This window comes from Novosphingopyxis sp., from assembly GCF_965218915.1.
Classification (GTDB): Bacteria; Pseudomonadota; Alphaproteobacteria; order Sphingomonadales; family Sphingomonadaceae; genus Novosphingopyxis.
On record NZ_OZ244708.1, the window covers coordinates 2,962,898 to 2,985,062 of the forward strand.

Annotated in this window: 19 protein-coding genes; 4 read left to right on the top strand and 15 right to left on the bottom strand. The window is 58.6% G+C overall.

Going from position 1 to position 22,165, the window contains the following annotated elements; genetic code table 11:
* Positions 1 to 3: 3 nt before the first annotated feature.
* The 7 genes from ACOQPC_RS14020 to ACOQPC_RS14050 form a co-directional block, all read right to left on the bottom strand.
* The gene (locus ACOQPC_RS14020) at positions 4 to 270 is read right to left on the bottom strand and encodes a phosphopantetheine-binding protein (protein WP_420606331.1); all 267 of its coding nucleotides are present in this window, start codon (positions 268 to 270) and stop codon (positions 4 to 6) included.
* Positions 263 to 2,401 carry a peptidase domain-containing ABC transporter gene (locus ACOQPC_RS14025; RefSeq protein WP_420606332.1) on the bottom strand — a complete coding sequence of 713 codons (2,139 nt, stop codon included), beginning with the start codon at positions 2,399 to 2,401 and terminating at the stop codon, positions 263 to 265. Before ACOQPC_RS14025 ends, ACOQPC_RS14020 begins: the two co-directional genes overlap by 8 nt.
* Positions 2,398 to 3,645 carry an HlyD family secretion protein gene (locus tag ACOQPC_RS14030; RefSeq protein ID WP_420606333.1) on the bottom strand — a complete coding sequence of 416 codons (1,248 nt, stop codon included), beginning with the start codon at positions 3,643 to 3,645 and terminating at the stop codon, positions 2,398 to 2,400. The genes ACOQPC_RS14025 and ACOQPC_RS14030 overlap by 4 nt, the downstream gene beginning before the upstream one ends.
* A 5-nt stretch (positions 3,646 to 3,650) precedes the next feature.
* Entirely contained in the window at positions 3,651 to 4,334 is a 684-nt protein-coding gene (locus tag ACOQPC_RS14035) for a hypothetical protein (protein ID WP_420606334.1), read from the bottom strand.
* Positions 4,335 to 4,691: 357 nt separating this feature from the next.
* Positions 4,692 to 4,970 (bottom strand): hypothetical protein, encoded by a 279-nt coding sequence (locus ACOQPC_RS14040; protein ID WP_420606335.1) that lies wholly within the window; start codon positions 4,968 to 4,970, stop codon positions 4,692 to 4,694.
* 73 nt (positions 4,971 to 5,043) lie between these two features.
* Entirely contained in the window at positions 5,044 to 5,742 is a 699-nt protein-coding gene (locus ACOQPC_RS14045; protein WP_420606336.1) for a hypothetical protein, read from the bottom strand.
* Between the two features lie 9 nt (positions 5,743 to 5,751).
* Complete coding sequence (locus tag ACOQPC_RS14050; RefSeq protein WP_420606337.1) at positions 5,752 to 6,360, bottom strand: outer membrane protein; 609 nt, start codon at positions 6,358 to 6,360, stop codon at positions 5,752 to 5,754.
* A gap of 298 nt (positions 6,361 to 6,658) precedes the next feature.
* Here ACOQPC_RS14050 and ACOQPC_RS14055 point away from each other — a divergent pair, with 298 nt between their 5' ends.
* Positions 6,659 to 8,092: a TolC family outer membrane protein gene (locus tag ACOQPC_RS14055; protein ID WP_420606338.1), complete on the top strand. Its 1,434-nt coding sequence runs from the start codon at positions 6,659 to 6,661 to the stop codon at positions 8,090 to 8,092.
* 402 nt (positions 8,093 to 8,494) lie between these two features.
* On the opposite strand, the gene ACOQPC_RS14060 is transcribed toward ACOQPC_RS14055, so the two are convergent.
* The 3 genes from ACOQPC_RS14060 to ACOQPC_RS14070 are packed head-to-tail and all read right to left on the bottom strand — an operon-like array spanning position 8,495 to position 12,615.
* Positions 8,495 to 9,961, bottom strand: coding sequence for an aldehyde dehydrogenase family protein (locus ACOQPC_RS14060; protein ID WP_420606339.1), 1,467 nt, complete (start codon positions 9,959 to 9,961; stop codon positions 8,495 to 8,497).
* A 21-nt stretch (positions 9,962 to 9,982) separates the two neighbouring features.
* Positions 9,983 to 10,786 (bottom strand): SDR family oxidoreductase, encoded by an 804-nt coding sequence (locus tag ACOQPC_RS14065; RefSeq protein WP_420606340.1) that lies wholly within the window; start codon positions 10,784 to 10,786, stop codon positions 9,983 to 9,985.
* On the bottom strand, positions 10,783 to 12,615 hold the full coding sequence (locus ACOQPC_RS14070) for a flavin-containing monooxygenase (protein ID WP_420606341.1): 1,833 nt from the start codon (positions 12,613 to 12,615) through the stop codon (positions 10,783 to 10,785). The genes ACOQPC_RS14065 and ACOQPC_RS14070 overlap by 4 nt, the downstream gene beginning before the upstream one ends.
* A gap of 141 nt (positions 12,616 to 12,756) precedes the next feature.
* Between ACOQPC_RS14070 and ACOQPC_RS14075 the strand changes: the two genes are divergently transcribed.
* Entirely contained in the window at positions 12,757 to 13,410 is a 654-nt protein-coding gene (locus tag ACOQPC_RS14075) for a TetR/AcrR family transcriptional regulator (RefSeq protein WP_420606342.1), read from the top strand.
* 41 nt (positions 13,411 to 13,451) lie between these two features.
* Here the strand turns inward: ACOQPC_RS14075 and ACOQPC_RS14080 are convergent, their stop codons facing one another.
* A complete protein-coding gene (locus ACOQPC_RS14080; protein WP_420606343.1) occupies positions 13,452 to 14,921 on the bottom strand; it encodes an MFS transporter in 1,470 nt (489 codons plus the stop codon).
* Positions 14,922 to 15,054: 133 nt separating this feature from the next.
* Positions 15,055 to 17,595, bottom strand: a complete 2,541-nt coding sequence (locus ACOQPC_RS14085; protein WP_420606344.1) for a TonB-dependent receptor — start codon at positions 17,593 to 17,595, stop codon at positions 15,055 to 15,057.
* 278 nt (positions 17,596 to 17,873) lie between these two features.
* On the opposite strand from ACOQPC_RS14085, the gene ACOQPC_RS14090 reads away from it, so the two are divergent.
* Entirely contained in the window at positions 17,874 to 18,290 is a 417-nt protein-coding gene (locus ACOQPC_RS14090; protein ID WP_420606345.1) for a hypothetical protein, read from the top strand.
* Positions 18,291 to 18,393: 103 nt separating this feature from the next.
* Here ACOQPC_RS14090 and ACOQPC_RS14095 read toward each other — a convergent pair whose 3' ends face one another.
* Genes ACOQPC_RS14095 through ACOQPC_RS14105 form a run of 3 tightly spaced genes read right to left on the bottom strand, consistent with a single transcriptional unit; the run spans position 18,394 to position 21,432 of the window.
* A complete protein-coding gene (locus tag ACOQPC_RS14095; RefSeq protein ID WP_420608157.1) occupies positions 18,394 to 19,482 on the bottom strand; it encodes a sensor histidine kinase in 1,089 nt (362 codons plus the stop codon).
* Positions 19,483 to 19,490: 8 nt separating this feature from the next.
* Positions 19,491 to 19,937 carry a response regulator gene (locus ACOQPC_RS14100; RefSeq protein ID WP_420606346.1) on the bottom strand — a complete coding sequence of 149 codons (447 nt, stop codon included), beginning with the start codon at positions 19,935 to 19,937 and terminating at the stop codon, positions 19,491 to 19,493.
* Positions 19,930 to 21,432: a sensor histidine kinase gene (locus tag ACOQPC_RS14105; RefSeq protein ID WP_420606347.1), complete on the bottom strand. Its 1,503-nt coding sequence runs from the start codon at positions 21,430 to 21,432 to the stop codon at positions 19,930 to 19,932. The genes ACOQPC_RS14100 and ACOQPC_RS14105 overlap by 8 nt, the downstream gene beginning before the upstream one ends.
* Before the next feature lie 174 nt (positions 21,433 to 21,606).
* Between ACOQPC_RS14105 and ACOQPC_RS14110 the strand changes: the two genes are divergently transcribed.
* Positions 21,607 to 22,158 carry a pseudouridine synthase gene (locus ACOQPC_RS14110; RefSeq protein WP_420606348.1) on the top strand — a complete coding sequence of 184 codons (552 nt, stop codon included), beginning with the start codon at positions 21,607 to 21,609 and terminating at the stop codon, positions 22,156 to 22,158.
* The last annotated feature ends 7 nt before the right edge of the window (positions 22,159 to 22,165 follow it).

Sequence of the window (22,165 nt, forward strand, 5' to 3'; positions counted from 1 at the left end):
GTCTCACGCTGGCTTGTGTTTTTTAGCGATTATGTCCTCGATGGCATCCGCTGCGCTGCCGACCGTCGCAAACGGGAAGCCGCCACCTTCGTTCGCATTGAACGGAATTTCGATGTCGAATTTTTCCTCGAGGCTAAACAGCAGCTCGACGAAATCCAGCGAGTCAACTCCCAGCGAAGTGATCTCGGTACCAGGAGCGATGGTCAACGAATTGTCTCTGCGGACCTGGCGGATCGAAGATGCGACTTCGTTGAATATTGTGTCAGACACGTGTTTCCTCCCTTTGATGATCAGTTACCAATTCATTGCCGTCGACGCGGTGAAGAGTTCCTGCCTCCATTCTCAAAATGCAATCGCTCACCTTGAGCACCGCCAGATCGTGCGATGTGATGATTTTCGTCGCGGGATGCCGAGATAGATTTTCCAGAACGCGGGCGGATGTTTCGGCATCAAGGTTCGACGTCACTTCATCGAGCAACAAGATGGGCGGGTCTGTGTATAGGGCTCGTGCAAGCATTAGCCGCCTTCGCTGACCGCTTGACAGAATGCCGTTCTCTTCGCTCACGATGCTTTCGAGCCCGGCATCGAGATCTTTTGCCTCGTCCAGCAAGCAAGCGACCCTCAACGCAGCATGAACCCGCGGCATGTCCGGATCCATCGCAAAAGAGGTAATATTCTCCGTCAAGGTACCAAACATCAGTTTGTCTGAACCCAGTACCAGACCGATATTGCTGCGGTAAGCGGTCAATGCCCAACTCGCCACCGGTGTACCGTCGACCTCCAGTGTTCCCGAACTGGGCTGGTAAAGACCCGCCATAATCTTGAGTAACGTCGTCTTACCGGAGCCCGAAGGCCCCAGTATAGAAATGGTCTGGGTTTGATTGCAATCGATCCGGAGATTGACGTCTTTAAGAATTGGCTTGTCGGCAAATCCCGCCTTGAACGAAACGTCGCGCAGTTCTACCCCATGTCGTATTTCGCGACTGATGATGTTAGAGCTTGGCTCCGTGTCCACCTCCAGAAAATCAGTCAGTCGCCCCATGTTCGCTCCGAGCATCGATACCTGTGTCATGGTGGTGACGGAACTGTCGATGCGATCGAAGAAGATCGATCGATAGGTAAAAAAGGCATAGAGCATGCCGACAGTCAGTTCCTGCGCGAGCACTGCTGCGACGCCGAGGTAGAGCGTGGCGGCCATGCCGATTGCGGTTACAACTTCCACCATCAACGAAGCGTGCGCCTCGGTCATTTGAATGCGGAAGCTGGCATTTACATAGCGAACAAAGCTGTCATACCAACGAGAGGCGATTGGAATGGTCGCGTTGGCCGTCTTGACGGATGCAATGGCACGCAGGCCATCTATCATTTTGGAGCGCTCTTCCGACCGCGCCGCTAAGGCTATCGCCCCTTGACGGCGCATTTTCGGGTAAAGCCATAGTCGGATCGCGATGACCAAAATAAAGATCGACGTGACGATGATGGCCAACATCGGTGCGTAGAGGAACATAATGGTTCCGCTGAGCACGATCATGATCGCGTCGACGGTCGCTGCCACGACAGATTGGGTTACGACGTTACGCACCTGATCTACCGATTCCAAGCGCGTAGCGATGTCGCCAGGGTGGCGCGATTCGAAATATCGAAGGGGAAGTCTAAGAATATGACCGAAGGCATTGCGGGTCAGTTGAGCAAAGAATGCGCCGCCAACGTTGGCGATGATCCGGCTCCTGAGATAATCTGCTATTGCGCTGGTTAGGGATACCATCAGCAATCCGACCGCCAATGCAGCCAGCAAGTCTACGTCGTTTCTCGGCAAAACGGAATCCAAGGCCGCCTGTACGAAAAGCGGCATGAGCATCAGGATCGCGCTGCCTACTAGGGAAATCGAAATGACCTGGATGAGCGACGTCCTTAGTCCGTGCGTCAACTCGAGGATCTTCGAGAGCGGATATTGTTTATCGCGCACAATAATCTTGAAGGTTTGCGAGGGCTGCACCTCCAAGACAAAGCCTGAGAAGTGCTCGCGCACATCCTCGATCTGCAAGGTTCTTGCACCAACCGCTGGATTATGAATCTCGAATTGCCGCTTTCTAACGGATTTCAAGACTACGAAATGGTTGTTATCCCAGTGCAAGACCGCCGGCAGCCTTACTCTGGCCAAATCGTTCAAATCGTCGATCTGATATCCGCGAACGTCGAATTTCAGTTGCTCGGCGATCTGGGCCAGATTTGCTAGGCTAAGCCCACGATGCGTGGTCGGGTAGGAGGCTCGTAGATGGCTCAGATCCAGGCGGTGGCCATGCCAAGCTGCAATCATCGTCAGGCAGGCAAGACCGCATTCCCCGTTTGAGTCCTGTGTAATGACCGGTAAATGTCGCCTTCCGAATGAATGTAAGTTCATCGCAGTCTCCCTTTCAAGCTCAGGAGCGGGGAGAGCCACCACTGGAGGATGCTGCGCCGTTCGACCTCGATGTCGGCTGTAAGCATCATACCGACCTTCAGCGGCCGGGGGTTACCATAGGCTAAGATCGTATCCTTATCGGGCCGCACCTCGACTACGAACCTTCGATCGGCCCCCGCGTCTTGCTCGCCGAGCGTTGCCCCGCCCTCGATCGATGCTTCTTCGACCTTGATGACCGTGCCGTATTGGAGCCCGTAGGAGCGGAAGGGGAATGCATCATATTTAAGCGAAACCCGCTGCCCTTGCTCGATCAAACCGATGGCCTTGGAGGGAACCTCCAAAACTGCGTTCAGCTTGGCCGATGGTTGTGAAATAGCAAATATGCGCTGTCCCGGCTCAAGACGCTGGCCGAGCCGTATGGGAGCGGACGCCACTATACCGTCAGCTGGAGCTACAACGCTGAAGCTCTGCATTGCCTTCAGATCGTCGAGCTGCTTTTGGGTCGCCAATCGCTCGGCCTGCAGAGCCAAACTATTCTGGGAAAACTCTCGCATCTGGGCTTGCAACATGGCAACGCGCTCATCGCGTCCGCGGGAAATCTCATTCATTTGGAGCTTGGCTGCTACGGTTTCCTGCATAACGTCGAGCGATTGCGCGCGGGCGCGATCAACGGCCATTCCCGTAACCATTCCTTCGTTTGCCAGCCCTTCAATTGCCGAAAGTCGATCGGCCGCAACCGAGCGTCTTTGTTGGGTCAACGCGTGCCGTTCGGCGGCGGACGAATAGGAGAGGGCCGCTGCGTTTTGCGCCGCTGCGATCTGCCGCCGCGTAGCACTTTCAGCGTGCTCGTTTTCGGCAATCCGCAGATCGAAATTTCGCAGACCTTCGCGCATTTGCGAAACCGATAGCGTAAAAGTGTCGTTGCCTTCGCTTACGATCCTGGGTCGATTGAGTTTGGCCAGTGGCTGTCCCGCTCGAACCGATTGGCCTGGCTTTACGAACAACTGCACCACCACGGCGCTTTCATCGGAAACGATGGTGGAAAAGCCGCTTGTCGCGGCGATCTCGCCCCGTGCGCTTTCAGTTCTCGCATATTGGGTGAAATAAGAGTAGAGTAGCACAGCTACAAAAACCAGACTGAAAAAATAGACCAATACCTGATCGATTACGGGGCGTGCGAGAAGCACCGAAGAATCTATATTAAAGTCTTCGCCATCGCGTTTTTGTTTGCGGTTCCGCTTCACGACCTTCACCCCCTCCGCTGATATTCGTTGAAGCGGGTCCACATGTGCCATTGCTCGGGCCAGGCGGATAGATTATCTGCAATGAAGCGATGAACTTTTTTTACGGCCCGTTCGCGCGACGGCTCATTGTTACGGCGCACCTCGCAGATTTCAGCGACTTCAATCCGGTCTGCGGTAATGTCCGAGCGCGTCGTGAACAGGACAAGCGGGACTTGGCAGAGAGCGGCGAGATCGATCGCGCCGTCTGCGAAACACAGCTCGTGTCCCAGCGTTCCGGCAACCGAGCTTCGGCCATATCCGTGCGGCAAATCGACCATGACGATCGCAAAGGCACCGCGACGAACCAGTTTCACCAGTTCGAAAGATTCCTCGACAGAATCTGGAGAAGCGAACCTCAGATCGACGCCCAGTTCGGACAACCGGGAGATGGCCGCTCGCTCATGCACATCGTTAGTTCTGGTTTTCATTATGACAACCGTGCGGCCGGCAAAATAGTGATGGAATAGCCATACGAGCCCAAGTGAATAAGGCCCAAAATGCATGGTCCCTAAAATCGCGCCCTTTTGCTGGGTCAACCAAGTCCATTCCGCCGGGCGATCTACTGATAGATGCCGCGTGTCGCTCAATAGTCCGCGTTTCGACCTATAGGCGAGAGCCAGCCACTCTATCTGGAACAGAAGATCATACATCAATGAGCGTCGGAGGAATTTGACGCTGTCCTTGCGAGACAAGCAAAGCGTTCTCGAGCAAGCAGTGACGATGCCTGGGGGCGGCGCACCGAGAAGGACGGGACCGAACATCCAAAAGGCATCGCGAAGGATGCGACGACGGCAAGCGATTGGAGTCCTAGCAATCGATCGTAACAGAAACTGCCCAAGCGATCCGCGGCTGGGCGCGCGCGCATCCGGCGCGGCTACGGCTTTCAGAACCGCAGATTTGGAACCGTTCATGGATGCCTGCCGAACTTCGCTGATCGGCAGCTCATGAAGTCGAGCTCAGCGGGCCGGCGCGCGGAATTGCGCGCCAGCCCGACCGTCAATCGCGACTCAGCATTTTCCGCCGACACTGGCCTTGACGCTCCATCCGCCATTGCCAACCTGTCCCTCGACTTTCCAGTCAATGGACATCGCCTGCGCTTCGTTCTGCAAATAGCCGGAATCGGCTTGATATGCCGTGCCGGCCCATACGCCGGAGCCATCCTCCATATCCGTGAGGCTCGACTGACCGTAGCCGTAATAGCCGCCGCCATCGTCCCCCGGCAATTCTTGTTGCATGTACATGCCACCGGTAACGACCTCGAGTTCGGTAATCGTAAGTTCACGCATAGCATTTCCTCCCTGGGAAACAGTTGGAATGCCCAAAGAGATTTTCTGGGCACGGAAAACTTGGCAACACCCTTCATGATTGTAAAACCGAACTGACCCCATAAGTGGGTCGAGCCTTTTCTGGGTCTAAATTCTTGACGCTTCCGGGAGATGTTGGGTGATGACGGTCGCGCTCTTCAGTCACATGGGTCGTGCGGAGGCGCAGACGGAACGAAGTTTCGCCATTCGCCTGCCGGAAATCGCTTAGAAACCGGGCGACCACGACGCTCGTTTTCTGGGACAGGCCGACCAGGCGGCGCCGACCGTCGTCGGGGTCATTGCGGCTCTCTATGACGCCGTGGGCTTCTAATGCCAGAAGCCTTCGCTGCGCGGTTGAATTCGCTCCTCCTAAAGCAAACGACGCTTCCTTGACCGAAATTCGCGCGCCGTGATAATCGGCGACAAACAGTTCCAGGACGAGCAGCCAATTCCGATTATCGAAAAGGCAAGGCGCTTCGAAGACCGGAATTTGACGCTGCTGGGTGATCATGGCCTTGGCGAGGTCAACGGTAATATCAGTGGGACCATCGATCGGCATATTATCGGTCGAGGTTAGTGATCTTCGCGACAGTTCTTTCTTGTGATCGAGTTCGCGAACACGTGCCTCGATTTCTTTAGCGATTCTCACCAAGCTCTTGATTTCCGAAGCGAGGTTATCTTCGTTCTCTGATCCGCTAGTACTCTTTCTATAGAGAGTTATATTTTCCAGATCGGGTGGTTCCGAGTTAGTCATCGGCCGGCCTCAAAACCGCACAGGAAGACCGATCAGCAACTGGTTCGACTGGTTGTCCAGATGCCGAAAGTCTAATCTTACGCCAATTGCCTTTGACAGACGGTATTCACCCCCTGCCCCAACAACAAAACTGTGTCCTGTCGCCTTCACGTTGTCTACGCCTGCTGCGGTAATCCGGTATTTGTGCGAACCGTAGCCAAAGGTTGCGTAAAGCAGCGACCTGTCAGTCATTTTTCGTCCGATGCGACCAACGATTCGATAGCCGTAGCGAGGCTTGGCACGCACGAAACTTCCATCGGCAAAATCGGCACTGTTGTCGGCACCGCCGATAACGAGTGATGCCTCGCCGCCTAAAATCAGGTTTGCGCCGATTGGAATATCGTAACCGAGAAAAACCCCGCCGCCGGGGCCGAAGGAGCGATAGTATTTTCCATCTGCTTGGTCGCTTTGCGGAAAGCTCTCTTCAATATAGTAATGATGTTCGACAATTCCTGCTTCGACTCCCAAGGATGGCCCCGTGAAATCGAATACGTCGTCCTGAGCTCGTGCACCTTGAGCGCTGCTCAATGTGAACGCGCTGAATACGCACAATCCGGTTACGCTTTTGGTAATGTTCAACTGGCCCCCCCCGACCTATGTGCGACAGCTTTCAATAATCACATGAGATATCGCTGTCGATCAGCAGGGAGACAGATTAGCTTTCAACTTGAAGGCGATGACCAGATGCCCGGTAAGTCGCGGGGTATCGCTGTCTTAACAGCGGTTTTAAGCGTCCGCGCAATGTAAATTGCAACCCTCGCCGTGTTCGGAAGCAGGAAAATTGCTATTCATAGCTTTCAATCTGACAGTAAATTTCTTCTGCCCATCAATTTTCCGGCTGCTAACTCCGCATAAGGTTCAGGGAGGCGTTCGGTTCATGACGGGGTTTGAGAAAGCGCGCTATACGCTTTGGCGAGGCATGATCGCTGGACTAAAGTTTGGATCCTTGGCGGGAACGGCAGGTCTGATGGTGATCGAACCGCCAACTGCCTCTGCGGAAACCTTGAGGTCCGCGCTGCAGAAGACCATAGAGCTTAGTCCAACACTTTCCGCAAGAAGAGCATCGCTTACCGCCGAGAGCGAGACGATCGTCCAAGCAAAGATCGAAGGTAGACCTAGCGCTTTTGTTTATGCGGGAATTACAGAGAACTTGCGGTATCAGCTATCCAGCGTATTCAATCCCGATCGGCGAACGCGCGCTGACTTGGCGATCGACATTCCGCTTTATCTGGGCGGCCGGGTCAAAAATGCGGTGCGTGCCGAAATCTTGAGCTATCGCGCCAGCTGGCGCAATACTGAGGCGGCCACAAGCGAACTTCTGCTGAACGCCGTGATCGCTTATGTCGATGTGCTGCGCGAACAAGCCGTGCTCGAATTAGCTGAAGAAGAGGTCTCCCGCTTGGTGTCCAACCACCGGGGTGTGGAAGGACAGTTCCGAATCGGCGATCTGACCTTGACGGATGTTTCCCAATCCGAGGCGCGCATCGCGTTGGCACGCGCGGATGTCGACAGCGCAAAAGCCAGGCTGCTTCGTGCACGTGAGGAATATACTACGATCGTAGGCGACGCTCCGGAAGGTTTGGAAAAGCCTGAATTCGAACTTCCCTCCGCAGCAACAGAAGCAGAAGCTATTCAGACGGCACTGGACAGCAATGAGATTCTCCGTGCGGCACGCCTCCGCATCGAGGCGAGTGACTATCGGGTCAAGGCAGCTAAGGCCGAACGCTTGCCACGTATTAGTGCTTCGACGTCGGTGCGATATTTCAATTATCTCAATTCCATCACGTCGGAGCTGCCGTATGAGCCGAAACAACAAGGCACTGCCGTAGAAGTGGGTATAACTGCTGAAATTCCCATCTATCAGGGCGGCGGGCCATCTTCACTCGTGCGTCAAGCAATCCATCAGCAGACTCAGGCCGCTCAGGAGTGGATTGACACGGAACGAACCGTGGTCAGTCAGGTCCGCACGGCCTATTCGACCCTCAATCTGCTTGCCAGCCAATATCGTCAGGCTGCGCTCGCGGTATCAGCAAACCAGAAAGCGTTGCGAGGAGCGAGGATCGAATTTGAAATGGGGACGCGAACCTTGCTAAACGTTCTCGATGCTCAACAGGAGCTATTCCAAGCGCAAACGGTGCGTGTATCGATTGAGCGCGACATATTCATTGCAAAATTCGGCCTTGCGGCTGCGATGGGTCAAACTTCACCAGCGAATTTGGGCCTGGTCGACAGCGACAACACCGCGTTTATCGGGCCGCCGAAGCCGAGATTCAGTTGGAGCGATTGGTCCGACCAAGTGCCGCGCCCATAGCAGCAGCGGACGGCAGGACTGAGGCCGATCCGAGCAGCTATCCGTCATAACCGCCGCTCTTGCGATTGAAGCTACCGAGCTCTCCTGAAATAAGTGTAAACATGTAATTCTTAGGCGCTTAGCTAAGGTCAGGACCTAAGTCGATTGCGTCTACTTTCTTAGACCGAGCGATGTTGGACGCCGAACGCCTCGTTCAAGAAGTTTGCCAATTCCCGGATCGCGTCTCGGTGTCCGTCGTCAGAACATTTGCGGCTCATTGGTGGAGCGGTTCGTTCATCGGATGATTTAGAATAGCCGTGCCAACCAAGCTGGCGAGAAAGTGCCATCCGAACGGAGCTTGCAAGCGCCACCCGCAGTGGGGGCATCACCGGATTCCGTTTTCCAGCGCAGTTTATCAGATAGCTATCCGGCGACGAGCGCGGCATCCACCATCGCCGCCGCCTTGCTGTAAGGCGCGTAGAAGGCATCGATATGATCGGGCTGCCGCCCTCTCACGACGATGCCGCGCGGATTGGAAAATTCGCGAAATCCCTCCACGCCGTGGTGGCGGCCCATGCCGCTGTTACCGCTGCCGCCGAACGCCAGCGACGCGAGGCCGCCCTGCAAAGCGCAGGTGTTGACCGCCGCGCCGCCCGAGCTGGTCTGGGCGAGAATGCGGTCCGTGACCCGATCGTCCTCGCCGAAGACATACAGACCCAGCGGACGCTCGCCGGCGTTGATATGCGCCAGCGCATCGTCCAGATCGTCATAGGGAATAATAGGCAGGATGGGTCCGAAAATCTCCTCGGTCATGATCCGCAAATCCGCATCGGGTTCGATCGCCAGCGACAGCGGCATCCGGCGCGTAGCCGGATCGACGCGCGGATCTTCCTCCAATGTCACGATCCGGGTCTGCCGGGCTCCGGCTTCCTCCAGCATGGCGCTCAACCGGCCAAGATGGCGATCCGAAATGATGCCGGTGCATTCTTCACCCTTGGCATAGCCCGGCGCGGCGCGGTCCATGAAGGCCTGCGCATGATCAATGAACGCGGGAATGTCCTGGCGCGGCACCAGCGCATAATCGACGCTGATGCACATCTGGCCGTTCTTGATGATTTTCGTGCCGATCACCGATTCGACGTTTTTTGCGTCGACCGATCCCGGTGTCATGACCGCGGGGCATTTCCCGCCGAGCTCCAGCGTCACCGGCGTCAGGTTCGCCGCCGCGGCGGCCATGACCTGCCGCCCGACGTCGGGGCTGCCGGTGTAGAGCAGATGATCCCACGGCGTGGCGGCAAAGGCGCGCGACAGTTCGAGGCCCCCCACCGCGACATGGACCAGATCGGCGTCGAACGTCGCGGCCACCATCTCGGCGACCAGCTCCGCGCAGGCCGGCGCATATTCGGACGGCTTGATGATGACGCGGTTGCCCGCGCCGAGCATTTCGGCGAGCGGCCCGAGCGCGATGTCGATCGGGAAATTCCAGGGCACGATATTGCCGACGACGCCCTTGGGCTCGTTGCGGATGAAGGCGCGGCTGTCGGCCAGCGCCGTGGGATCGATCTCGCGCGGCTGCGGCGCCATCCATTCTTCGAGATGCTCGAGCACATATTGCGCACGCCCGACGATGCCGAGCATCTCGATCAGGTCCGATGCGCCCTTGGGATGATGGCCGAAATCGCTCGACAGCGCCTCGCCGATCCGCTGGCGATTGCCGACCAGCATGGCGATCTGTGCCTGGATACGTTCCTGGCGCTGCCGCAAGGTCGGGTAGCGTTCGCATGCGAACGCCGCGCGCTGCTTTTCGAACGCCGCCTTCAGACTGGCAATCGCGCTGCTATCGTCCCCATCCGCATGCGCTTGATGGCCGCTTTGGCTCAGGATCGACATGGCGAAATTCTCCTAATTGCTCTATTGGGCCAGGGCGGCCATTTGTGCCGCGAGCTCGGTGCGCTCCTCGCGCACCTGCTCGGGATTATCGACGACCTGCCGGTGGAAATCGCGCAGTTCTTCCGGAACGTACCAGTGGAGCCGGTCCTGCGCGTAGGCCGCCCAGACCGTGTCGGCGACCTCGCTGGCCGGTACCAGCCGCCACATGCCCTCGTCCGGAGCCATGCCGCGCATCCCGTCGGAGAGGATCGGCGTGTCGATCAGCCCGGGGAGCAGATCGGCGGCGCGCACGCCATGGCGCTTCAACTCGATCGATAAAGCTTCGGTCAGGCCGCGCACGGCATGCTTGGTCGCCGAATAGATGCCGATGCCCGCCGTGCCCCAGATCGCTGATGATGACGCGTTGGTGAGGCACAGCGACCCTGGCGTGTTGCTGAGCAACGGCATGGCCGCGCGAATGCCGATCATCACACCCAGGAAATTGACGTTCACCACCTGCATGATGTCGTCCCACGCCAATTCGTCGAACATGCCGGACGTGCCGCCGATGCCGGCGTTGGAGAACATGAGGTCGAGCGTGCCGCCGGTGGCCCGGCCGAACGTCTCCATGGCCTCGCCGAACGCCTCGGCATCGGTCACATCCAAGATCAGGAACAGCCCGTTGTCGGCGCCGATCTCGCTTTTCAGGCTTTCCAGTCCTTTCGCGGCGATATCGAACGCGCCGACATACCAGCCCTCGCGCGCGAATTTCATCGCGGTGGCGCGGCCCATGCCCGATCCCGCCCCGGTGATGAATATGGACTTGCGTCCGTTCGCCTTGCTCATGTTTGCATCTCCTCGCTGTCGCGAACGAGCGCGCCGTCCAGTTCCAGCCCCTCGAACTCGCCCTGTTCGCGCCAGTCGTTCAAAATATCGATGAAAGTCAGCGGCCCTTCGCCGAGCGGCATGCTGCGCGCTGCGCGTTCAAGGCTCCCGCCCTCATTGTTGTAATAACCTGGCGTACAGGCCTCGAGAAATTTAATGCGATCGCTGCTCTTCGCAACGATGCGGTCCGTCCACGCCTGTTCGGCTTCCTTGGAAGCTTCGACCTTCTTCACATCCGAACGCATGCAATAGCCGACGATATGGGCGGCATGTTTCGACTGCACGCTGAGCATGTGCGGAAAGTTCACCGACATGCCTGACTGCGCCTGGCTGATGAAGAACAGATTGGGGAAGCCGCGAGCGTGCAGGCCATGAAAGGTCTGCATGCCTTCGCTCCATTTTTCCGGCAGCGTGATGCCCTCGACGCCGTGGAGCGAGAAGCCCGCGCGGCTGGCAAAGTCCGACGCGACCTCGAACCCGGTGGCATAGATGATGCAATCGACTTCATATTCCTTGCCGTCCACGACGAGGCCGGTTTCGGTGATCCGTTCGACGCCCTTGCCCTGCGTATCCACCAGCGTGACATTGTCGCGGTTGAAGGTCTGCAGATATTCGTCGTGAAAGCAGGGCCGCTTGCAATAGATGCTGAACCAGGGTTTCAGCGCCTCGGCGGTGTCGTCATCCTCGACGACATCGTCGATCCGCATGCGCAGCGCGGCCATGGTCTCGAAATCGGCTTCTTCGAGCAGCTTCGCGGCTTCGGACACGGGCCGGCCGGCGGTGATCTTCGCGCGCACGGCGTTGGCGAGCACCGTCCAGCCATCGCCGACCTCATCCTCGATATGGAGTTGGTCGGTGAACTGAGCCGTGAAGCTGCGGATCCGCCGGTCCTGCCAGCCCGGCTTCAGGCTGGCGGTCCATTCGGGATCGGTAGGCGCATTGTTGCGCGGCGACACCGATGAGGGCGTGCGCTGGAACACGAACAGATGCTTGGCGTCGCGGGCCAGCGGAGGCACACATTGGATGGCGGTGGCGCCGGTGCCGATGATGGCGACGCGCTTGTCCGCCAGCCCCGTCATCGGCTCGGTCGCGCTGCCGCCGGTATAGCCATAGTCCCAGCGGCTGGTGTGGAAGGCATGGCCCTCGAAGCTCTCCACGCCGGGAATGGCGGGCAGTTTCGGCTTGTTCAGCGGACCCGTGGTGAGCACGACGAAACGCGCCGCCATCCGATCGCCACGGTCGGTTTGCACGATCCAGCGCCTGGCGTCTTCGTCCCAATCCATCGCGCTGACCTGGGTCGAGAACAACGCCAAGTCGTAAAGCCCGAAATGCCGGGCGATCCGCTGCGAATGCTCGCGTATCTCGGCGGCCTTGGAGTAGCGCTCCTTGGGCATATAGCCGGTCTCTTCGAGCAGCGGAAAATAGACGTAGGATTCCACATCGCAGGCCGCGCCCGGATAGCGGTTCCAGTACCAGGTTCCGCCGACATCTCCCCCCGCCTCCACGATACGAACCTTCTCGACACCTGCCTCGCGCATCCGCGCGGCAGTCATGAGGCCGCCGAAGCCGCCACCGACCACGAGCACGTCGACCTCATCGTCGACCGAAGCCCGATCGGTCGGCTCGCTATAGGGATCGGTCAGCATCGTGCCGAAATCCTTGCGCATGTCGCGATATCCTCGCGGCGCGCGATCGGGCGAGCGGCGCTCTCGTTCGATACGATAACGCTCGCGCAGCGCATCGATATCGATCGCGCTGGCTGCTTGGACGGCGGGTTGCGAGGCGGTCATTGAAGTTCGTTTCCCATCACTTGAATTGGAAGGTCGGCGGCAAACTGGGATATTCCCATGCGTTGTTTTCTAATGCAACCTAGAGTTTCCGAGCCGGCGGTTAGCCTTTGCGCTTTTTGCTGGCTTGGGTAGGAAAGCAGGATGAGCAGCCGTCACGTCGCCACCAAAAAGTCTGTCGATCATGAAGCGTCTCGGCAAAGCGAGGCAAAACCGCGCGCCAGAAGCGTCAAATCCGCCCGCAAGCGCGAGCAGATCGTCCGGGCCGCCACCGAGATCATCAATCGCAAAAGCTATGCCCTCTCGACCATGACCGAGATCGCCGCGGCGCTCGATCTGCGCGACGGCTCGCTCTATTATTATTATCCGAGCAAGCAGGCGCTGGCCTATGCCTGTCATGTCGCGTCGCTCGAACGCATCGAACGCCTGCTCGTGAATGCCCAAAAACTGGACATGACTGGAGCCGAGAGGCTCCGTCACTATATTCGCCACATGATCGAGGACGCGGAACGCCACGGCTCGCAGCTTTACGTTGGCGACTATTCCTATCTGGAGGAGGATCAACACGACCGCGTGGTCGAATGGAGCAAGCGTCTGGAGAAGATGATTGAGCAGTTTCTTGTCGACGGCGTGAAAGATGGCTCGATCGTCCGATGCGACACACAGCTGGTGGCCCAGCTGATCATCGGCATGCTGATCTGGCTCGCCAAATGGACGCCGACGATCGAGCATATGACCGTCGACCGGCTGATGGACGCGATATCGATCGCCAGTCTGAATGGACTGGAAACCAGCTGAGTCAGCTCCATGAAAGCCGCCGTCTTCGGGCCAGGAAACGGTCATTGGCCTGGCTCGCCTGACCGTCTCTGCGACAGCGCCCGAACATTGTCCTCGTGATCGCTGCGGCCGATCCGATAGGTCGATATGACCGCGATCATGCTCAGCCATAGCGCCAGGATGGTCGGCACATAATAGGCGCCGAGCCGCCACAGCGTGTCAGGCGACACTCCCCCCTGCTGAGCGTCGGCGGGGAAGGCCGCTATCGTCAGGACGAAAGAGGCGGCCAGCAGCCCGAGTCCCAGCACGCATTTCTTGACAAAAGTCACTGCCGCAAAGAACACGCCTTCAGACCGGCGACCGGTGCGCAATTCGGATTGCTCCACCAGATCGGCGATCATCGCGGAGGTCAGGATCTGGAAGCAGATGATGAGCGCGGTATCGATGGTGTTGGCGACGAACACGAACCAGAAGATGAACGGGCTGCCATTGTCCGGCAGCACGTCCAGCAGGCGCAGCATGATCGGCAGCGGCGAGCCGACAAAGGCGACCAGCCCGATGATCATCGCGCCTTTTTTCTTGCCCAGTCGGCGCGAGGCAATGGGCGCGATGGCGAAGCCCAGCGCGGAGGAGAGGAACACGCCGGCCACGATGATGCCGATCTGGATCGGGCTGAACCCCCAGAAATAGGTTGTGAAGTAAAAGGCCAGCGATGCCGACAGACCGGTCGCGACGGCGCCGAGCATGGCGCCCACGAACAGCGCGACGAACGACCGGCTGGCGAGCGTCTGATACATTTCGCCGAAGATCGTGCGGATCGTCAGCTGCCGCTTCGGCGGGGCTGGCGCGAGCGCGGCGATGCGCGAATGCGTACCGCCTGCGCAAACGATGATTGCCGCCAGGATCAGCACGCCCGAGATGATCCCATAGAGCGCATAGGCATCGCGATTGAACTGACCGTTCGAAATCGTCGCCGTAACCGCCGCCGGGAAGATGACGAAGAACATCAGCACCGTCATCACGTTGCCGCCGGCCCATCCGAAGAAATAGCGGAAGCCGAGGATCGTGGAACGCTCGTCATAATCGCTGGTCAGTTCCGGCGCCAGCGCGCTTGCGGGCGTTTCGAAAAAGGTGATGCACGTCCGGATCAGGATCGACAGAAGGAGCAGGTACCAGAACAGCTGTTCCTGCGCCCAGTCCGCGGGCGGATTCCACAGCAGGAAATAGCTGACGGCCACGGGAAGCGCGGCGCCGTACATGAACGGATGACGGCGACCCCAGCGCGAGCGCACATTGTCCGACCAATAGCCGACGATGGGATCGCTGAAGGCGTCGAACAGCAAGGCTATGGTAACCGCCAGGCCGACCAGCCTGGAGTCGACGCCCATAACCTGGCTATAGAAGATCAGCAGAAAATAGTTGAAACCGGTTTCCGTAATGCCGGTGGCGACGGAGCCGAAACCGTAGGCGGTCTTCAACGGCAGCGAGGGCGCGCTGGCCGGGGCGACTATACCGTATGTCGCAGCCGTCACGACGGGAGCATCTGGCTGGCCGTACTGGGGCACCGATAACCCTTCCGCTAGATGGCTAGGCTGTTAATCCAGAAAAATTGGCAGGCGGCCGTGCATACCCGCCGCCTGCCCAGGAGAGGCCGGAGAGGCCATTTCAGAATTTGAACCGGATCGTTCCGCCATAGGTACGCGGCGTGTTGGTATAGCCGAAGACGCTGCCGGCCTGTCCGACGCCGTCGAAAATGGCGGTCAGATAGCGATCATCGGTCAGATTGCGGACATAGGCGGACAGCTCGAGGCCGTTTGCCAGCTGCAGATTCGCCGAAAGGTTGATCTCGTTGACCTCTCGCCTGAACTGCCGACCCACCGCGATCGCCGCATCGAAATTCGGAACGCCGCCCACGCTGGTGATGAAGCCCGGCAATCCCTGAGCCACCTGCGTCTGGCTTTCATATTGGTAATCCCCGCGCAGAATGAGCGTGGAGGCACCAATCTCCTGCGTAAAGGTTGCGCCCAATGACATGGAAATCGGCGAGACCCCGGCAACTCTCTGTCCGGAAATATCGCCCACCGCGGAATTCTGGAACGAATCGAATTTGGCATCCAGATAGGTCACCGCGAGGAATATGGTCAGCGGATCGACCGGGGTGACGGTGCCGTCGAATTCGAAGCCCTTGGTCGACTGAGTACCGGCATTGCTGAGCACGAAACCGGTCCCGGTGAACACATTGCCCTGGAAGCCGTCGATCGTCTGGTCGAACAGCGCGAGATTGTAGGTAACCCGCGGGAAACTGCCCTTGATGCCGATCTCGTAGACTTCCGATTGCTCGGGGCCGGCAAAGCGCGTGCCGGTCGTGAGATTGGGCACGGCCAGGCCGGCATCGCGGATCGGCGAGGACGCAGGGGCGGGCACGGCGGCGGGCGAACCGGGAATGAAATCCGACGCGAACGGCCGCGAATCGCGCGACAGGTTGAACGAGCTCGCCTTGAAGCCCGTCGCGTAGGTCGCGTAGACATTGACGTTGCCGTTGACCTCATAAGCCGCGCGCAAGGTGTACGACAGGTCGTCGTCATTGGTCCGCCCATCTTCCACCGCATTGGGGAACTGAAGGAAGGGCGGCAGGAACTGGAGCGCGCGGAGACCCAGCAGGGGGTTGACCGCCGGATTGTTGGCGAACTGCGGCGGCACGCCGATCGCCACGCCAAGCCTTACCAGGTCGAGCGCCGAGAATGCGTCGGTGGTGACGACGTTGGAAGCCACCTCTTTCTTGTCGTTCGTATAGTTGAGGCCGGCGGTCAGCGTGAGGCGGTCGGTCACTTCGAGATCGGCGCTGCCGAAGATCGAATAGGAGTCGTTCGAATAGTCGAATTCGTCGAACGTACCCTGGCCCGCCTGGCTGAAGGTGGTTCCGACGGGAAGCCCCAATATGGTTTCCACGGTCGCGAGCGCGCCGCCGCTCAGAAGATTGAAATAGGGACGCGCACCGTTGCCGAACACGACGTCGTTCTGCGCATTGATGTTTTCGTGAAAATAGAAGCCGCCGACCAGGAAATTGAAGGGGCCGTCCAGATCCGACGCGATGCGCACTTCCTGCGTGAACGTATCGATATCGGTGGCGATGTTGTTGGTGATTAGATCGACCGATGTGAAATCGCCATCGTCGAACGATTTGGCCCTGAGTTCGCGATAGGCCGAGATCGACGTCAGGGTGAACGCTCCGATGTCGAAATCGATCTGGCCCGATCCGCCGTAATTCTCGATTTCGTTCCGCGGCACGCGGCTCAGCAGGATGCGATCATCGAAAGGCATTCCAGGAATGAGCGCCTGGCCGCCGGCCAGCGCGTTCAGCGCCGGAGCCGTCGGGCCGGCAAGCAGATTGAATCCTGCGCAGCACAGATCGTCGATCTTGCTGTAATCCCCGATCAGGCGGATGCGCAAAGCGTCGCTGGGCTCGATGAGGAGTTGCCCGCGAGCGTTCCAGCGATCCTTGTCGTTGATCCGTTCGTCCAGGTTCGTGACGTCGACATAACCATCGCGCCGGTTGATGCCGCCCGAGAGACTGAACGCGATCGAGTCCGTGATCGGCCCGGTGATGTCGGCTTTGGCGACGATGGTGTCGTAATTGCCGTAGGTGAACGACGCCGATCCGCCGAACTTGAACTGCGGCTCCTGCGTGATGATGCTGATAACACCGGCCGAGGCATTCTTGCCGAACAGCGTCGATTGGGGGCCGCGGAGCACTTCGATGCGCTGCACATTGGGAAGGTCGGCGATCTGCGCCGCGGACCGCGAGCGATACACGCCATCGATGAACACGCCGACCGAGGGTTCGATCCCCGGATTATTGGCCCCGTTGCCGAAGCCGCGAACCGTGAACGTGGTGGCCGAGGCGTTCTGGTTGGTGTTGACGCGCAGCGACGGAACGACCGACTGGAGATCGGTCAGATCGCGGATCTGCGCCTGCTCGATCGTGTCTTCGTCGACCACGGAAACGGCGATTGGCGTCTCGGCAAGCGTGGTTTCGCGCTTCGTCGCCGTCACGACGATGGTGTTGCCATTTTGTGCTTGGTCGTCGTCGTCGAACACGCCCGTGTCGTCACCGGAAATCTGCTCTTCGGTATTTTGTGCCGCCGCAGCGGTGGAAACGGCCAGAGCCCCAAAACCGGCGGCGCAAAGGAATGCGGTCTTCCTCATGATCAACTCTCCCATGGTCCGGCACCTTTCGACGATGCTCGCAAAATTCGATGACACATGGCGCTTTCTAGCACAAGCTAGAAATTTAGCGGCAATTGGAATATTCTGGTATTGCTCGATTCATATGGGGTCCAAGGGCGTCTTCTCGTCAAACGAATTTTCGATGCAAAGACCGTTATGTCACCAAATGACCAATGATTTTGCAATCCTATGGCTCGCCCTGAAGCAAAAACTTTTTTGCAAGGGTGCATCGGCTTTGAATGAAGAAAGTATCAAGAATGCACGTTATCGCAGACGAAGCAAATTTCACCATCGCTATGGAACCTGAGAAAAGGCTGTTGCGAATCTCCATACGCGGTTATTGGGACGAAACGATCGTTAATGCCTATGACGACAAGATTCGCGAAGCAGGCGCCCTGATGGTATCGGCGGGCTGCCCACGCAATCGTATCCTCACACTAGTCGATGCGCGCGGTGCCAATGTCCAATCTCAGGAGCTGCTTGAAGAATATAGAAAGCGTTTCAATCAAGCCGATCGCCAACCAGAACGCTCGGCAACCGTTGTGTCCAGCGTTTTGTTCAAACTGCAGGTCGAACGGGTTGCGCTGCCCAATCAACGTATTTTTCAAGACTTGGACGGGGCACTGGAATGGCTTTTGACCGATGCGGCCGATATGGACACCGTGCTGTCGTGAACAGCGACCCGCAGCTTTCGGCAGTGCCCCACACTTCATGATCGGCCTGGATTGGGACACGCGGCTACCGCTTGAGGTCATGCCGCAAGCGATTTAAAGGACCCTAGTCCCCATGGTCGCGCTGGCTCACTTTGACGGGTGTATCCCTGGAATTCAAGCCGATCATGATCGACGCCCTCGTGCCGGAGCACTTGGCCGCAGGCTCCAGCATATTGTACCGAATGTCAGCCTTGTGCGTGCGCGCAAGCGCTTCGATCAGCCGGGTGCCAAGGCCCGTACCGCGAACCGAGCCGTCATCCGGCATTCCGCATCCGTCATCCTCGACAACCAGTTCCAGCGACGTTTCGCCGACTTGACGAAGCGTGATGCGAACCTCGCCATCTTCATCTTCGCCATAGGCATATTTGCACGCATTGCTCACCCACTCATTGGCGATCATGCCGAGGGTCACCGCTTTGTCCGTGCTAAGCTTGATGGGATCGACCGACGCCGATACGCGCCGCCGGGCGACGCTGGTCGACCAGGTCGTGCACAAGTCTTCCGCCAGCCCCCCGAGATAATCGTCCATGGCCACGAACTCCACGTCGTCCGTCGTATAAAGTCGGCGATTAACCTGCGCGATCGTGGCGATACGCTGCTGAGTTTTCTGCAATGCTTCGCGGGCATGGGCGTCGGCAACCGTTTGAGACTGCAGGGCGATGAACGACATCGCCATTTGCAGATTGTTCGCAACACGGTGGTTGACCTCCTTCAACAACGCTTCCAGCCTAGCATTGCTGGCGTGAAGCTCGGCTTCGGCGACTTCGCGATCGCGGCGAAGCTGCGCGCGATCCAGCACCTGTTCAAAGGTGCTGGCGAGCAGATTGAAAAAATCCTCGCCGACAGATTTCACGACATAATCGTCGGCACCCGATTTCAACGCCGCGACGGCGATACGGCTTTCTTCTGATCCGGTGACATAGACGATCGGCGGACCATCGCGCAGGGCGCGTAGCGCTTCGAGAGTGGCGAGCCCGTTCTGCCCAGGCATGTAATGATCGACCGCGATCAGATTGAAACGGGCCGCCCGCGCCATGGCAACGCCCTCACCGCCGCTCGCCGCTAGGCTGACTTCGAATCCCTTGCGTGCGAGTGCACGCGAAACGAGGCGCCGAATGCCTTCGTCATCATCGATGTAGAGAATGTGCGGCAGTGTTTATCTCATGCCGGATCAGGCGCTGGCACTTGGATGACCGAAAGGAACAGGCCGAGCTGACGAATAGCGTCGGCAAAATTCTCATAGTTCACCGGCTTGGTGATGTAGACATTGCAGCCCAGGTCATAACAGCGCTGAATTTCCACCTTGTCGTCGGTCGTCGTCAGCACGACGACAGGCGTTCGCCGCAATGCGCTGTTCTCAGCCTTGATTTTTACGAGAATGTCGGTGCCGCTCATGTCGGGCAGGTTGAGATCGAGCAGGATCATCGCCGGGCCATTGCGAGATGGGCCGTCAGCGTTCTCGTATAAAAAGTCCAGCGCCGATGTGCCATCCACGAAATGATGAATGGTATTGGATATGCCGGCGCGGCGGATGTTCTTCTCGATCAGACGGGCGTGCCCCTCATCATCCTCGATCATCACGATATTTACCGGCTGATGATCAGGCATTTTCTTCTCCACTCGTCCACTGGATCGGCAAATTAAGGCAAAAGGTGGAGCCTTCGTTCACCGCAGATCGGACCTCGATAAATCCACCGAGGCGATAAGCGAGCGCGCGGGCGTGCGCAAGTCCGATGCCTTCGCCAGGTTGATCCTGGACGCCCGAACGCCGGAACAGATCGAAGACGCGTTCATGATCGCGAGGATCGATCCCCCGACCGTTATCGGCAACCGCGACGATTGCGCGGCCCTGATCGGTGCGACCGGTTACGCCGATAACGCCCGAGCGTCCGGGCTGGAGGTATTTGAGGGCGTTTTCGATCAGATTGGAAAGGATTTGCTCGACCGCGAGGCGATCGTTGACAATCGCGGGAAGCGGCTCGACGGTTAGCGTCGTGCCGCTCTCCTGCACCCTATGCTCGAGGCTGTCGGCAATGCCTTGCGCCAGCGCGGTGAGATCGAGCGTTTCAGGCGTCAATGTCCGACGGCCCTGCCGCGAAAGGTTGAGGATCGCATTGATCAGCCGATCCATCTTCTGGGTGGAACTGCGGATAAAGCCGATCGCCTCGGGCAGATCTTCTTCGACCGCGAACCGCGTCGCGCTATCGGGCGCTTGCCATCCCTCCGCGTCGCTCCTCTCCACATAGTTCGCGATCGCCTTGCGCGCAGTCTCGAGTTCGGCGGTAAAGCCCATAACGTTGACGAGCGGCGAGCGAAGATCGTGAGAAACGATGTAGGCGAAGCGCTGGATCTCGCCATTGGCGCGCTGCAGTTCGGCGGTTCGGACATCGACCAAGCCTTCCAAATTCTCGTTCAGGCGCCGCAGTTCCTCGCGCGATTCCCTGAGTTCGATTAGATTTTTGCCCACAAGATATAATGTGCCAACCGCCACCAGCAGGATCAGCAGGCCGGTCGCAATCAGCGTTGCGCCGAACAGGGCCTGCGTTCGCTGCTGGCGTGCCTCGCGCGCGCGCAGCAGCCCCAGCTCCTCGTCCAGCATTTCGCCGACCACGGCGCGCACGGCGCGGATGTTTCCCAGCACAGCATCACCCGTCAAATTGGCAATCATTCGTTGCCGCGCCGCGCCGCTCAGCGCCACCGATTGACCATGGTTCCTCTGGTAGGCGGCGAGCAGAGCCCGCAGCCGCGCCACCCGCGCGCGCTGACTGTCGTTGTCCGCGATAAGCGCGTCGAGCTCGTTCAGCCGGATTTGTGCGTTTCGGTTCGCTTCGTCCATAAGCGATGTGAAAGAGGGGTTGCCGGTGAGAAGAACGCCTCGCCGCGCGGTTTCCATCCGCTCACTGGCGCTGGCAAAGGCGCCAAGGCTCGCTTCCACGGCAAGCGTATGCGCCACGCTTTCGGCATTTTGCTCGTTCTGCCGCTGAATCCAGAACGTGGCCACCGCCGCGCACAGCAAGGCCACGAAGCCAAGCGATAGCATCAGAATGATCAGGCGGCTTGCGCGCGCGTCGCGGCCGAGCGACGTCATCGTTACGGGTTGCATTCGGTTCAACTCCAGAAGAGATGCGCCCTCATGCCGCTCGGTCGGCAGCGACGCAAGATTCGCAGCTCCAGGCATCGTAGCGGGACTTCACGGCAGGGCCATCAATCCAGTCTGGATTAGCCACGCATCGCCGCCGCTTGACAATTGGATCGCAAAGGAATGGATTCTGTGGCCATGGCGCGCCTGATCCTGTTCAACAAGCCCTATGGGGTGCTCTCCCAATTTACCGATCGCGTCACCGAAACCGCCCGTCAAACCTTGTCGGCTTTTATCGATGTACCGACGATATACCCAGCTGGCCGGCTTGACCGCGACAGCGAGGGATTGCTCCTGCTTTGCGATGACGGGAAGCTGCAGGCGCGTATCGCCGATCCGCACTTCAAGCTGCCCAAGACATATTGGGTTCAGATCGAGGGAGAGCCCGAAGAAACCAGCTTGGACCGACTGCGCGATGGCGTCCGCCTCAAGGATGGCTTGACCCGGCCCGCATTGGTCAAGCGCATACCGGCTCCGGACATCTGGCCGCGCGACCCACCGATTCGGGTCCGCAAAAGCGTGCCGGACAATTGGCTGGAACTGACGATCCGGGAGGGGAAAAATCGGCAGGTGCGCAGGATGACGGCGGCGGTCGGCCATCCCACGCTTCGGCTGGTGCGATGGTCGATCGGCGACTGGACGGTTCAAGGCCTGGCCCCCGGACAATGGGCGGAAAATTCCTTGCCCTAGTTGCGTT